Source organism: Nocardia sp. JMUB6875 (assembly GCF_041154655.1).
GTDB lineage: Bacteria > Actinomycetota > Actinomycetes > Mycobacteriales > Mycobacteriaceae > Nocardia.
Map to the genome: position 1 here is coordinate 1 of NZ_BAAFGR010000187.1, position 13,397 is coordinate 13,397.

The 13,397-nt window shown below is 69.6% G+C and carries 10 protein-coding genes and 1 pseudogene; 7 read left to right on the forward strand and 4 right to left on the reverse strand.

Translation table 11 applies throughout. The features are described 5' to 3' along the window. Together ACAM49_RS33415 and ACAM49_RS33420 are read right to left on the reverse strand one after the other, a co-directional pair. Nucleotides 1–666: pseudogene (locus ACAM49_RS33415) on the reverse strand (DNA polymerase Y family protein); the annotation flags it as partial. Continuing rightward, the gene (locus tag ACAM49_RS33420) at nucleotides 663–1,403 is read right to left on the reverse strand and encodes a hypothetical protein (RefSeq protein WP_369639541.1); all 741 of its coding nucleotides are present in this window, start codon (nucleotides 1,401–1,403) and stop codon (nucleotides 663–665) included. The gene ACAM49_RS33420 and the pseudogene ACAM49_RS33415, both read right to left, overlap by 4 nt. 292 nt (nucleotides 1,404–1,695) lie before the next feature. Between ACAM49_RS33420 and ACAM49_RS33425 the strand changes: the two genes are divergently transcribed. Next, nucleotides 1,696–2,736: an aldo/keto reductase gene (locus ACAM49_RS33425; RefSeq protein ID WP_369639542.1), complete on the forward strand. Its 1,041-nt coding sequence runs from the start codon at nucleotides 1,696–1,698 to the stop codon at nucleotides 2,734–2,736. Between the two features lie 218 nt (nucleotides 2,737–2,954). Further along, entirely contained in the window at nucleotides 2,955–4,106 is a 1,152-nt protein-coding gene (locus ACAM49_RS33430) for a serine/threonine-protein kinase (RefSeq protein ID WP_369639543.1), read from the forward strand. Nucleotides 4,107–4,133: 27 nt separating this feature from the next. Here ACAM49_RS33430 and ACAM49_RS33435 read toward each other — a convergent pair whose 3' ends face one another. Both ACAM49_RS33435 and ACAM49_RS33440 read right to left on the reverse strand, forming a co-directional pair. Further along, nucleotides 4,134–4,775, reverse strand: a complete 642-nt coding sequence (locus ACAM49_RS33435) for a response regulator transcription factor (RefSeq protein WP_040804743.1) — start codon at nucleotides 4,773–4,775, stop codon at nucleotides 4,134–4,136. Continuing rightward, entirely contained in the window at nucleotides 4,776–6,080 is a 1,305-nt protein-coding gene (locus tag ACAM49_RS33440) for a PspC domain-containing protein (protein WP_369639544.1), read from the reverse strand. Nucleotides 6,081–6,431: 351 nt separating this feature from the next. Between ACAM49_RS33440 and ACAM49_RS33445 the strand changes: the two genes are divergently transcribed. The 5 genes from ACAM49_RS33445 to ACAM49_RS33465 form a co-directional block, all read left to right on the forward strand. Then, nucleotides 6,432–7,106 (forward strand): MspA family porin, encoded by a 675-nt coding sequence (locus ACAM49_RS33445; RefSeq protein WP_369639545.1) that lies wholly within the window; start codon nucleotides 6,432–6,434, stop codon nucleotides 7,104–7,106. A 134-nt stretch (nucleotides 7,107–7,240) separates the two neighbouring features. Beyond that, nucleotides 7,241–11,230: a hypothetical protein gene (locus tag ACAM49_RS33450; protein ID WP_369639546.1), complete on the forward strand. Its 3,990-nt coding sequence runs from the start codon at nucleotides 7,241–7,243 to the stop codon at nucleotides 11,228–11,230. A gap of 65 nt (nucleotides 11,231–11,295) precedes the next feature. Then, complete coding sequence (locus tag ACAM49_RS33455; protein WP_369639547.1) at nucleotides 11,296–11,706, forward strand: nitroreductase family deazaflavin-dependent oxidoreductase; 411 nt, start codon at nucleotides 11,296–11,298, stop codon at nucleotides 11,704–11,706. 116 nt (nucleotides 11,707–11,822) lie between these two features. Next, entirely contained in the window at nucleotides 11,823–12,266 is a 444-nt protein-coding gene (locus ACAM49_RS33460) for a hypothetical protein (RefSeq protein ID WP_369639548.1), read from the forward strand. A 78-nt stretch (nucleotides 12,267–12,344) separates the two neighbouring features. After that, on the forward strand, nucleotides 12,345–13,397 hold a 1,053-nt coding region (locus ACAM49_RS33465; protein WP_369639549.1), incomplete at its 3' end, for a PspC domain-containing protein.

Below are 13,397 nucleotides of genomic sequence, written 5' to 3' on the forward strand. Positions count from 1 at the left end.
GTGCGCGAGGATGGCGTCCGCGCCGGAGCGCGAGGACACCTCGGCGGGGGTCAGCGCCGCGAAATCGCCGATCCGGCGCAGGCCCAGCCGATGCAGCAGATCCACCAGCTCCGCGCGCTGCGGCGCGGCCAGCACCGGCTCCACCGCCAGCTCCGAAATCGGCATGGGCGCAAGGAATTCCGCGCCCTTGCCGGGCGGCACCAGGGTGGCGCGGCGGGCCGCGAACACCGCGGTGGACAGCTCGTCGGCAATGCCGATCTGGCATTCCACGCCGACCGCCGCCACCGCGTCGACCAGCCGCTCGGCGGCGGCCTCCTCGGACCCGAAGAAGCGCGCCGCGCCGCGCGCCGACAGCGCCAGCATTCCGGGGCGCAGCACCTCGACGCCCGGCACGGTGGCGTCCACCGCCACCACCACGGGCTCGAACAGCCGCGCGTCCCGATCCGGATCATCCTGCGCCGCAAGCAGATCCGGGCATCTCCCCTGCGCCTCCCGCTTGCGCAGCCCGCGCCGGATCCCCTCCGCCCGCGCCACCGCGGTGCACGCCACCACCCGATTGTTCGCGAACACCGCCACCGCCCGCGTGGCCTCCACCCCCGCCTCCGCGGCCGCCGCCACCGCCGGCCAATCCGGGCACCACACCACCAGCACCCGCCGCGTCTTCATCTAGCCACGCGCAGCGGTTCCGGGGTGGCGATCGGCTGGGCAGCCTCGGTGGTGGACACCCATTCGACGCGGCCGTTGGCGGGACTGAGGGCCAGGTGGCCGGAGCGCGGTTGGGCGGCGCGGCCGCGGACGGAGACGTCGAGGCGGACGGTGCGCAGGCGGCCGCAGCCCCGGCCGAGGCCGCCGTACCCGGCGACGCGGGTATCGATGTGCAGGGCGGAACCGGACCAGGAGCCATTGGTGACCATGAGGGTGGAGTTCTTGCCGCGGGCGCGGGCGGCGAGCACCCGGGTGCGCGACATCGGGACCGCGAGTCCGTTCAGGCCGAGGACCACCAGGTCCAGGCCATCCAGCAATACGGAGGCAACCTCGAGCGGGTCGGGTCCCGGGTCGGAGACCACCGCCAGCCGGTCGAGCCGCGCGCCCATCTCGGCGGCGGCCAGCAGGCCCAGCCGCGGCATCCCGACCACGGCGGCATGCCCGCCCGCACTCGTCACGGCGGCCAGCAGTCCGGCGATCAGCGATCCGGCGCCGTTGTAGACGACCACCGAACCCTTCGCCAATCCGCCGTCGGGCAACAGGTTTTCGAGTGCTTTCGGCACCGGCAGCGCCTCCCGTCGCGGCTCCTCGGCCACGGGCGCGCGGGTCTCCGATCCGGCGCCGCGCGCGGGCACCGCGGCCATCCGCCGCCGTAACTCCGCCAACTGCGCCCGCTTGGCCTCCGCAGCCGAACCCATCTCCTGACCACCTCTCCCAGCACCGGCTCAGCTACCTAACATAATCGAAAGTATGTTCGATCAATGCACAGTAGAACTCGAGTCGCAGGACGCGTCAAGAGGCGTGTGGCGCAGTGTCACGAATGAGGTCAGGGAGTCGGGTGATCTTCGTCGGCCCGACTGGTCACGCCATGCCCCCGACTGGTCACGCCATGCCTAGGCAGTGCTCGCCACTGTTTGCCCCGGCGCGAATCTCCGAAAGTGGAATCCGCCGGAACGGATCCGGCACACCGAACACAGGAGAACACCACTCATGACTGTCACGCTCGGCCGCACCGGCATGAACATCACCCGCACGGGCTTCGGTTCGTGGGCCGTCTCCGGCTCGGGGTGGAGCTTCGGCTGGGGCGACACCGACGACGCCGAATCGATCGCCGCCATCCGCCACGCCCTCGACTCCGGGGTCAACTGGATCGACACCGCCGCGGTGTACGGCCTGGGCCACTCCGAGGAACTGGTCGGCAAGGCCATCGCCGGACTCTCCGACGCCGATCGCCCCTACATCTTCACCAAGGCCGGACTGGTCTGGGATCCGGAGCACCCGGCCACCTCGCCGCGGCGAATCATGAAGCCCGCCAGCGTGCGCCGCGAGGTCGAGGACTCGCTGCGGCGGCTGGGGGTCGAGGCCATCGACCTGTACCAGGTGCACTACCCCGATACCGGCGAATCGCTGGAGTACGCCGGTGACGGCTTCGGCGCGGTCTCACCCAACGCCACTCCGCTGGAGGAGTACTGGCAGGTCATGGCCGATCTGAAGGCCGAGGGGAAGGTGCGGGCCATCGGCTTGTCCAACCATGACGCCGATCTGCTGGAGCGCGCCGAGCGGGTCGCCCACGTCGATGTCATCCAGCCGCCGTTCTCGGCAATCAACCGCTCCGCCGCCGCCGAAATCGCTTGGGCGCGTGCGCACGACACCGGCGTCATCGTCTACTCGCCCATGCAGTCGGGCCTGCTCACCGGCGCCTTCACCGCCGAACGGGTGGCCGGTCTGCCCGCCGACGACTGGCGAAAGGCGCACGCCGACTTCACCACCGGCCTGACCGCCAACCTCGCACTGGTCGAGGCGCTGCGTCCGATCGCGGCCCGGCACGGCCGCAGCGTCGCCGAGGTGGCCATCGCCTGGGTGCTCGCCTGGCCCGGCATCACCGCGGCCATCGTCGGCGCTCGCAAGCCGGCTCAGGTCGACGGCTGGATCGACGCCGCCACCCTCGAACTGGCCCCCGCCGATCTCGAGGAGATCGCCACCGCGATCGAGACCTCCGGCGCGGGCACCGGCCCGGCCCGCCGCGCCTGAATTCCGGGCGGCTCACGGTGATAGGGACGAAGGCCCCCGGCCGCGGGAACCCGCGGCCGGTTCGTCCGGAAGGTCAGGATGGCCGCGGGAATCTCGCCGATTGTCACCGATTGCGACCTTCGAGCGAAACGCGCTGTGGCCGTATGGGTCTGGGGGAAGGGCGCAGGTCCCGGAGTAGCGGGCCAGCAAACCCCAGGTTTCGAAGCAGGCCAGTCAGGATGGTTTTCCGCTACCCTGCACCCGTGACCGAACGCGCCCGTCCCATTGTCGGCCCCGATTATCTGGTGGCCGGACGCTACCGCCTCCAGTCGAAGCTGGGCGGCGGGGGCATGGGCGCCGTGTGGCTGGCAACCGATCGGCTGCTGCACCGCGATGTCGCCATCAAGCAGGTGCTCACCACCCAGGGCCTGAGCGAGGAAGAGGCGCAGGAGGTTCGCAGCCGCATCATGCACGAGGGGCGGGTGGCGGCCAAGCTGTCGCACGAGCACGCCATCGCCGTGTACGACGTGGTGCTCGAGGCCGGTGAGCCGTGGCTGGTGATGGAGTACCTGCCGTCGCGGAGCGTGGCCAAGGCGCTCGCGCTGGTGGATCGGCTCTCCCCCATCGAGGTGGCGCAGATCGGGGCGCAGGTGGCGGACGCGCTGGCCACCGCGCACGCGGCGGGCATCGTGCACCGCGACATCAAGCCGGGCAATATTCTCGTCGCCGATCGCGGGGACGAGGTCGGCATGGTGAAGCTGTCCGACTTCGGCATCTCCAGCGGGGCCAACGACGCCACCGAGGAGATCGGCGACGTCATCACCGGCACCCCCGCCTACCTGCCGCCCGAGGTCGCGCGCGGCACCCGGCCCAGCACCGCCAGCGACGTATTCTCGCTCGGCGCAACGCTGTACACCGCCATCGAGGGCCAGCCGCCCTACGGCTTCGACGAGGACAGCAATGTCATCGTGGAGCGCGCCGCCATGGCGCAGATCATTCCGCCCGCCCGCAGCGGCCCGCTCACCGAGGTCCTGCTGCACATGATGGAACCGGCACCGCAGCGCCGCCCCACCATGACCGAGGCGCGCAATGAAATCCTCACCGCCGCCTTCGGACCCGGCACCGCGCCCTACATCCTGAACGCCCCGGTACGGACCGAGGACGGGACGATTCCGGCCTGGGCCGCGCGCAATTCGGCGGCCGGGCTGCGCAGCCCGCACTCCAGCCCGCTCCCCCGCCCGCAGCGGGCGCAGGCGGCGGCTCCGGTTGCGCCGCAACCGAAGAAGGGCATCGACTTCAGCGCCCTGGGTCCGAACGCGGGGCCGCTCGCGGTGGCGATCGGCCTGCTCATCGGCCTGCTGATCATCATCGTGATTCTGGTAGCGCTGTAAGAACTCTCAGTCGATGCTGTAGGGCTCTCAGTCGATACGACGCCGGTGTGCCCAGCGGGTCAGGGCATTCCGGTTCGACTGCTGGGTCTTGCGCAGCACGTTGGAGGCGTGGGTCTCGACGGTCTTCACCGAGATGAACAGGGTCTCGGCGATCTCGCGGTAGGTGTAGCCGCGGGCCAGCAGCCGCAGCACTTCCAGTTCGCGCGGGGTCAGGGAATCCAGCTCCGGATCCAGCGGCGGTTCCGGCACCGGCGATTTGCCGGTGAAGGAGTCCAGCACGAATCCGGCCAGGCGCGGCGAGAACACCGCGTCCCCACCCGACACCCGCCGAATCCCGTCGGCCAGTTCGGGTCCCGAGATGGTCTTGGTGACATACCCCCGGGCGCCGGCCCGGATCACCGCGATCACATCCTCGGCCGCGTCGGACACGCTGAGCGCCAGGCACACCGGCCCCGGATCGATCCCCTGCAGCACCGCGACGCCGCCCCCGTCGGGCATGTGCACGTCCAGCAGCACCACATCCGGTGTGGTCGCCTTGATCCCGGCGATGGCCTCCGCCACGCCGCCGGCCTCGCCGACCACCTCCATATCGGATTCGCGGCTCAGCTCCGCCCGCACCCCGGACCGGAACACCGCATGATCGTCGACCAGAAAGACCCGGACGCTCACCTAGTTCTCCTCACCTGACACCGACACCCCTACATCCTGCTGCACCACCAGCCGCTCGTCACCACCGTCCTTGCGGGGCATATAGATTCGCACCTCGGTGCCGCTGCCCGGCGCGGACTTGATCTCCACATGCCCGCCGCGGCGTTCGATGCGGCCGTGAATGGACTTGGCCACGCCCTGCCGATCCTTGGACACGGTGTCCGGGTCGAAGCCCTTGCCGCGGTCGCGCACGAAGACGCTCACCTGATGCGGCTCCACCTCCGAGTAGAGGTCGATGGTCGGCACCCCGGCATGCTTGGCGGCATTCACCAGCGCCTCGCGCGCGGCCCCGAGCACGGCGGTGAAATGCTCCTTGGGCAGCCCGATTCCGCTGTCGTCGACATCCATCGACACATCGCCGACGGTGACCGGCGTGACCTTCACCCCGTGCTGATCCTCCACCTCGCCCGCGATGGTGCGCAGCGCCGCGGCCAGACTCGACTGCGCCGGCCCGGTGTCCTCGAACAGCCACTTGCGCAGTTCGCGTTCCTGGCTGCGGGCCAGCCGCACCACTTCGGTCGGATCGTCGGCCTGGCGCTGGATCAGGGCCAGCGTCTGCAGCACCGAATCGTGCAGGTGCGAGGCGATCTCCTCGCGCTCGTCGTTGCGAATCCGCGCCGCGCGTTCGGAATTCAGCGCCCGCACCATGCGCAGCCACAGCGGCACGGTCAGCAGTCCGGCCCCGACCAGGGTCACCGCGACGGCCAGCAGCGCCGAGCCGAGCGAGCTGAGATTGATCCGGCCCAGCACCACCACGCCCAGCCCGACCACGATGAGCGTGGCCCCGCCGACAATGCGCGCCCAGGTCACCACCGACGGGTTGGACGGCAGCCCGATGACGGATCTCGGCCCGTCCGCGTCGAATTCGCGCCACACCAGCGCCGCGCCGATGGCGACCACGATGATCGGACCCACCACATGCGCGGCGGTGCCGCTGAAAACCCACGCGGTGGCGACCGACAAAGCCATGCCCAGCAAGGCCAATCCGATGCCCTGCCGCCGCTCCGAGGACGTCGGCGGCGACGCGTCCGCACCGCCCGGCGTGAAGATCCACAACATCCCGTAGGCGACGATCCCGGCCCCGGCCATGGCGGCCAGCAGCACGAACCCGACCCGCACCTTGAAGACGTCGACACCGAGGTGATCGGCGAGCCCGCCCGCCACGCCGCCCACGATGCGGCCGCCCGAGCGCCGCACCAGCTTGGGCTGGGTCACGGGTGTGACCGCCCCGCGGGCAGGGTCATACAGGGGCGCGGACGGGTACATGCCTTCGATATTGGCACGGGGGCCCGACAGCCGACATCAGGAAACACCCCGATTCGCCCCCTGAGGCTCCGAATTGTCCGGTCCGGACGAAAAAGTGGCGGTGACCTGCGCGGAGAACCTCAGGAGCGGATGTCCGGAGAACATCTCCCCGATCTTGCCCCTGACCGGACCGGACGGCCGGCGCGATTCGGCGCTATGCGGTGCCGACCGGACCGGATAACTGCTGCGGCGCATCGGATCAGGGGTTTCGTGCCGCCGGCGGGTGAAGGACATCGCCCGGTCGGGAGCGGTTTTTCTACCTTCGTCTCAGCGGAGCCGCCGGGCTTCGCCTCGAGAGTCGGGGAGGACTCAATGACCATCAAGACCGCTACCGCCGGTGCGACCATCAAGACCGCTATCGCCGGTGCCATTACCGCCGCGGGACTGCTCGCCGGAGCGCCCTTCGGGGCCGTCGCACACGCCGGGGGGCTCGCACCGCACGAGAAGACGACCGTGGCACCGAACGGACTGACCGTCACCGTCGGGCACATGGACAACGCGGCCAATCCGGTCGCGCCGATGAACGGGATGCCGACCAGTCGCGAGGTGTACCTGAACAACACGTCCTACGGGCGGGTCACGGGCGGCACCGCCAAGATCCGCACCGGATACTTCGCCGCCTGCGCGGTGGATCTGGACGTGAGCTTCGACATCACGGCCAATGTCGGCATCGATGTGACGGCCGATCTCGGCGCCCGGGCCGGGCTCGACATGGTGACGCCGACCGCGAGCGTCGACATCACCCCCGAGATCGGCGCGAGCCTCGGCTTCGAACTGGGCATCAAGCCCGGCAAGATCGTCGACATCAAGCTCGGCGAGAAGCAGCTGCCCGCGGGCGACACCGGATACATCGTCAGCAATGACTACCAGCTGCGGGTGGACGGCTGCGGCGGGCCGCTGACCGTCCAGGCGTACACCATCATCGAGGGGACCTCCCCGGGAGCGGACGCGGCGGACTGGGTCATCGGCGACCCCTTCCAGCTGTGATCCGCCCGGAACGGCGGCGCGGGCTCCCGCGCCGCCGTTTCGGCATTCGCGTTCTCCGCCAACTGGATCGGGCTGTCGCATTCCCGCTAGATTGGCGGCATGCACGCGGGGGTCGAGGGAATGCGGGAGATGCGGTGAGCGGGGAAGAAGAGCAGATCCGTTCACCCAGAGCCCTTTTCGCCCAGCGCTTCTCCGAACTCTATGCGGCGGCGGGCAATCCGACCCTGCGCCGTGTCGCCAGTGCCACCGAGCACCGCATGCGCGCCGCCCAGGGCACCCGCCCGGGCGGCGCGTCCGCGCAGCGCATCAGCGACTGGAAGGCGGGCCGCAATGTCCCCGCCCGCTTCGAATCCCTGCTCCCGGTCGTGCTCACCCTCATCGACCTGGCCCGCAAACTCGGCCACCCCCTGGACCGCCGCCTCGCGGAACCCAAGGAATGGCAACGCCTCTGGAAGGCCGCCACCACCTGGAATCCGGAAGAGGAAACCGACGCCCCCTGCCCCTACCCCGGCCTCACCGCCTACCACCACGACAACCGCGACCTGTTCTTCGGCCGCACCCGCGCCACCGCCGAACTCACCACCCTCGTCCGCGAGACCACCGGCATCATCGTGGTAATCGGCGCCTCCGGCGCGGGCAAGTCCTCTCTCCTGGCCGCGGGCCTCATCCCCGCCCTCACCGACTGGGAGACAACCCTTCTCACCCCCGGCCCGAACCCCCTCGACGCCCTGCGGCACGCCGTCGCGAAACCCGGCGACACAGAACCGGATTCGCCCCGCGAGGCAGCAGACCTGGCCCCGCGCGCGGATGGCCCACGCCGCCTGCTCGTCATCGACCAGGCCGAGGAGCTCTTCACCACCTGCGCCACCGACCAGGACCGCGAGGACTTCCTCGCCCTCCTCGACGCCTGCGCCACCCGCACCGACGACCCCATCACCGTCGTCCTGGCCCTACGCGCCGACTTCTACGCCCACTGCCTCAACCACCTGATCCTCCAGGATGCCCTGGAGCACCGCAGTTACCTGCTCGGTCCCATGCGCACCGACGAACTGGCCCAAGCCATTTCGGGTCCCGCGCGCGTGGCCGGGCTGGAGCTGGAACCGGGCCTGGAGGAGCTGGTCATCACCGAACTGTGCGGCGCCGCGGACCACCACGGCCGCCGCACCTACGACCCCGGCGCGCTACCCCTCCTCTCCCACGTCATGGCCGCCACCTGGCAACACCGCGAGGGCCGCCGCCTCACCATCACCGGCTACCGCAAGGCGGGCGGCGTGGTCGGCTCGGTCGCCGAAACCGCCGAATATGCCTGGAACGAACTGTCTCCCGCCCAGCGGGCGGCCGCCCGCGAAATCCTCCTGGGCCTGGTGACGGTCGGCCGCGACTCCCGCGACACTCGCCGCCCCGGGCTTCGCGCCGACCTCGTGGCCCGGGCCGCGAACACCGAAGACGCCACCGCCGCACTGGAACTCCTCTCCCGCACCCGCCTCATCACCCTCGACGCCGAAGCCGTCAACCTCACCCACGAAATCGTCCTGACCGCCTGGCCTCGCCTCCGCACCTGGATAGACGAAGACCGCGTCGGCTACCTGGTCCGCCAACGCCTAGAAACCGACGCCGCCGAATGGGCAGCCCAGGAACGGGATTCGGCGCTGCTCTACCGCGGCACCCGGCTGCGCAACGCCCTCGACAATGTCGACCCGCCCCCGGTCGGCCCACTGGCCCGTGAATTCCTCGATGCCGCGACCACGGCTCGCCGCCGGTCCCGGCTCCGTTCCCGCCGCACCACCACGATCCTCGCGCTGCTCGGCGTCGCCCTCCTGGTGGCGGGTTTCGGTGCCTACAACCAGAATCGGCTGGCCAACCAGCGCCGCGACGACCAGAATTTCGCGGCCGTACTGGCCGAGGCCGACCGGGTCCGATCGGTCGACCCGTCCCTGGCCGCCCAGCTGGACCTGGTCGCCTGGCGCATGCGGCCGAATGACCAGACCGCCGCGTCCACGCTGCTGCAGACCCAGAATCAGCCCTTGGTGACCGTCACCCCGATGCACGCGCAGGCGGTCTACAAGATCGCCTACCGCAAGGACGGCAAGCTGCTGGGATCGATCTCCTACGACAATGTGCTCCGGCTCTCGGATACCAGCGACCCTCGCCACCCGCAGCCCCTGGGCCAAACCTTCGAGGGCATCGGCGATTTCGCGTTCAGCCCGGACGGCACGCTGCTGGTGACCGCTCCCGCGTTCAACGCACCGACGCATGACATCACGCTGTGGGACATCTCGGCGCCGCCCACGCCGCGTCGCCTGAACACCCTGGCGAGCATCCCCGGATCCCGCTCGGCACGAGTCGCATTCGCCCCGGAAGGGCGGACCCTCGCGACCGTCACGACGACCGAGCTGGCGTTGTGGACGGTGACCGATCCGGCGGCTCCGGTCATGAGGTCCTCCCGGCCCCTGCACGCAGCGATCGACAGCCCGCTCGACGACCTGCGATACAGCCCGAACGGCCGCCTGCTTGCCCTCGTCCACTATCCACCACAGAGCTCCGCGCTCCCCGGTGACGCGACGATTCAGCTCTGGTCGGTCACGGACCCGGCGGCTCCGATCCTGGTGGCTCCCGTCATCGCCGAGCCCGCCAAGATCCGGCGGATCGCGTTCAGCCCCGACAGCTCCCTGCTCGCCATCGGGGTCGGCGATGGCGCCATGCATCCGCTCGGCAACAACGACGGCGTCGTGGAACTCTGGGACATCGGCGACCCGGCCCGCCCCCGCCGGACCGTGACCCTCGATACGGCTATCGGCGACAGCCTGTGGTCGCTGGACTTCTCGCCCGACGGCCACACCCTGGCGGTGGGCAGTTCCGGGGTGGCGGGACTGTGGAACATCACCGACCCCGGCAATCCGACCCGCCTCACGGACACGCTCTCGACCAGTCCCGGCCGATGCCGCTACTCCACCGACACGACCTCGCCATGCAGCACCGGACCGGCTTCCCTCGCCTTCGCTCCCGACGGGCGCACACTCACGGCCGGCGGCTGGACCGGCGATATTCGCGTCTGGTCACTGCCGTCGGCGGTCCTCACGGAGCATTCCGCCTGGACGAACACACCGATGTTCGACGCTTCGGGAACCCGGATGGCGACACTGTCCAGTGATGGCCGAATAGCCCTGTGGGACGCCGGAAACGACAGGCCGCCCGCGCTGCTCGGTGAATACCGGGTCGCGCCCGCGCTCGGTTACGTGTCGCTGTCCCCCGACGGCAAAACCATCATGTACGCCTCGGATCTCGAATCCGATTCGTCCCTGAAGGTTTTCGATGCCACCGATTCGGCACACATTCGCCCACTGGCGGAATGGCGCCTGCCCGTCTCCCGGTACGGCACCGCTACCGTGAGCCCGGATTGGCGGCTCGTCGCGGCCATCGGCGAGGACCGGCTGCTGCGCTTCTGGGATATCGCCGACCGCACCCGGCCGACTGCGGTGGGCACCCCCATTCCCCTGTCGTCGGCGTACGACGCGGTGATGTTCGGGTACGACGGAAAATCCATGGTCGTACGCGATTACACGCGGGACGGCGACAAGAGCGTGGTGGCGGTCACCCTCTGGAACATCGCGGATCCCACCCACCCGCAGCGGGTCGCCGAACTGCTCCGAGCCGCAGCCTCCACCTCCGCCGTCATCACCCCGGATTTGCGAACCATGGTCGTCACGACCAACGAAACCGTGCAGAGCTGGGACATCAGCGACCCCGGCCACCCGGTCCGGCTCGGCGACCCGATCGCCGCGCACTCGCTGACGGTCCGCTCCGTCCACTTCTCAGCGGACAGCCGCACCATGCTCACCAGCGGCGACGACGGCGGCATCCAACTGTGGGACTTCACCGACCGCGCCCACCCGAAACGCACTCTCACACTTGCCGATTCCGGCCGAATCGGCTGGAACACCACGCTGACCCCCGACGGCCGCCGCGTCGCCGCCGGCGGGCGCGACGGCGCACTTCGCCTGTGGAACCTGGACGAACAGCGTGCCGCCGACCGTATCTGCGCGGTCACCGGAGCCATGAGCGAAGACCAGTGGCGCCGCCACCTCCCCCAACTCCCCTACCGCCCACCCTGTCCCGCCTCCTGACCCCGCGGAATTTCTCCTGCCACACCCCGGTTGCCAGACAACGGAACCGAACCAGGACGGGTGAGATGAACGCATTCAATGAATCTGTGATCGAGGAATTCCGTGCCAACGGCGGGAAGGTGGGCGGGCCGTTCGAGGGCCGGGACAACATGGTGGTGATCACCACCACCGGCGCGAAATCCGGTCGCGCCGTGACCAATCCGCTGGTCTACGTGCCCGACGGCGAGCGGATCGTTCTCATCGCGTCCAACGGCGGCGCGGACAAGCATCCGGCCTGGTACCACAACCTGCGTGCCAATCCCGAGCTCACCATCGAGCTCGGCACCGAAACCTACACGGGCAAGGCGGAATTCCTCACCGGCCAAGAGTCCGACGACCTCTACGAGCGGATGATCGAGATCATGCCCGTCTTCGCCGAGTACCGCGAGAAGACCACCCGGAAGATCCCGGTCGTGGCGGTCTACCGATCCGCCTGATCCAGGAGCGGTAGCCGCCGTTGGTTTTCCGATAGAAGTCACCAAGTCTCGATTCCTACCGTCGAAACCGCTCCCGGCCGAATGGTCCGGGCGACATTCACGGGAGGGATCAAGCAATGAAGACTCGAATGGCCACCTACGGCGCCACCCTGATGGCCGCGCTCGGCGCGGCGGTGGTACTGCTGGCGGCGGGCGGAGCGACCGCACCGCAGGCGTCCGCCGCCCCGGTAGCGCACCCGGTCGCCCAGAAGGCCGGAGCCGACGCCCAGCTCTACAACTGCAGCCGCCTGGAACTCCTGACCAAGCCGACCAAACTGGACCCCGGCTGCTCTCCCTCACACCAGTACTTCACCGACCTCGGCTGGCTCTTCTGGGGGTCCGACGTAGCAGTGGGCGAGGGCAGCTACCACGTCAACAAATGCGACCCGGCCTGCGCGGCAGGCAACTTCGAAACCCACCGCGCCTGGATAGTCCTGTCCGCCCCCGTCAACGGCATCTTCACAAAGGAAACAGTCATCGACACCAAGGGCCAATGGACCACCGACGCACCGTTGAAGTGATCCCCGGTCAGAAGTCAGGTTCCCATTCAGGGTGATCCCCGATGTGCCCGACCGGCCGGGACCAGCACGATGGATGGCATGACGAAGACGAGCGACTGGTCCAAGAGCGCCGGGCGTGCCGGCTTCTCCGATCAGCTTCACGATCTGTGGCAGTCCCGGCCGATGCGGTTTCCCAAGGATGGGCCGATCGCGGGGGTGGCCGTCGGGTTCGGTCGCCGGTACGACGTGGATCCCGTGCTGGTGCGGGTGGCGTTCGTGGTGTCCGCGCTGTTCGGCGGGGCGGGGATCGTGCTGTACCTGCTGTGCTGGCTGCTGCTGAATCAGACCGGGGATCAGTCGTCGGCGGCGGAGTCGCTGTTCGGGCGCGGGCGGTCGTCGCATTCGTCGTCCAAGACCATCGTGCTCATGGTGGCGTTGGGGATCGCCGTGAGCACGATGGGCCCCGTGGGGGTGGGGCTCGGCGGGTCGGGCGTGATCAGCTTCGCGCTCATGCTGGCCGGGTGGTGGCTGCTCTATCAGCGCCAACCCCAGCCGCCCGCGGCCTATTTCGAGCAGACGGCCGCCGACAACATCCTCAACACGGGCTACCCGGGGACCACCAATCCGTACTGGACCGGCTACCCGGGCACCAACGCGGTCACCTTCCAGACCTACGGGCCGTACACGACGCTGCCCGACCACTACGAGCCGGACCCGAACCAGTCCGCTCCGGAATCCGCTGCCGCACAGAGCATGTCGCAGTCCGGTCCGGGTGACGCCGACACCGCGGTCCTGCGCACCGATCCGGCCGACACCGACACCGCCGTGCTGCGCCCGGAATCGTCTGCCCCGCAGCCTTCTTCAGACACCGAGAACGTGACCGAAGTACTGGAAACCCGCTACGCACCGGCATCCTCGGTGGCCGACACCGTGATCCTGCGCAAATCCGAATCCGCCTCGGCCACGGTTGATTCCGGGCAACCTGCCCCCACCGGCGACACCCCGGAGGCAGCCGGTCCCGTCGATCTGGAGAAGGCGCCGCAGGACAACCCGTCCGACGATGCACCGAGCCCCGAAGCCGGCACCAGCCCCGAAGGCGACCCCGCCCACCAGGGCAAGGCCCACGCGCTCCCCTCCCACCAGGGCAAATCC

Coding starts and splice junctions, on each gene's coding strand:
- ACAM49_RS33420 (WP_369639541.1), bottom strand. CDS start 1,403: ATGGGTTCGGCTGCGGAGGCCAAGCGGGCGCAGTTGGCGGAGTTACGG.
- ACAM49_RS33425 (WP_369639542.1), top strand. CDS start 1,696: ATGACTGTCACGCTCGGCCGCACCGGCATGAACATCACCCGCACGGGC.
- ACAM49_RS33430 (WP_369639543.1), top strand. CDS start 2,955: ATGGTTTTCCGCTACCCTGCACCCGTGACCGAACGCGCCCGTCCCATT.
- ACAM49_RS33440 (WP_369639544.1), bottom strand. CDS start 6,080: ATGTACCCGTCCGCGCCCCTGTATGACCCTGCCCGCGGGGCGGTCACA.
- ACAM49_RS33445 (WP_369639545.1), top strand. CDS start 6,432: ATGACCATCAAGACCGCTACCGCCGGTGCGACCATCAAGACCGCTATC.
- ACAM49_RS33455 (WP_369639547.1), top strand. CDS start 11,296: ATGAACGCATTCAATGAATCTGTGATCGAGGAATTCCGTGCCAACGGC.
- ACAM49_RS33460 (WP_369639548.1), top strand. CDS start 11,823: ATGAAGACTCGAATGGCCACCTACGGCGCCACCCTGATGGCCGCGCTC.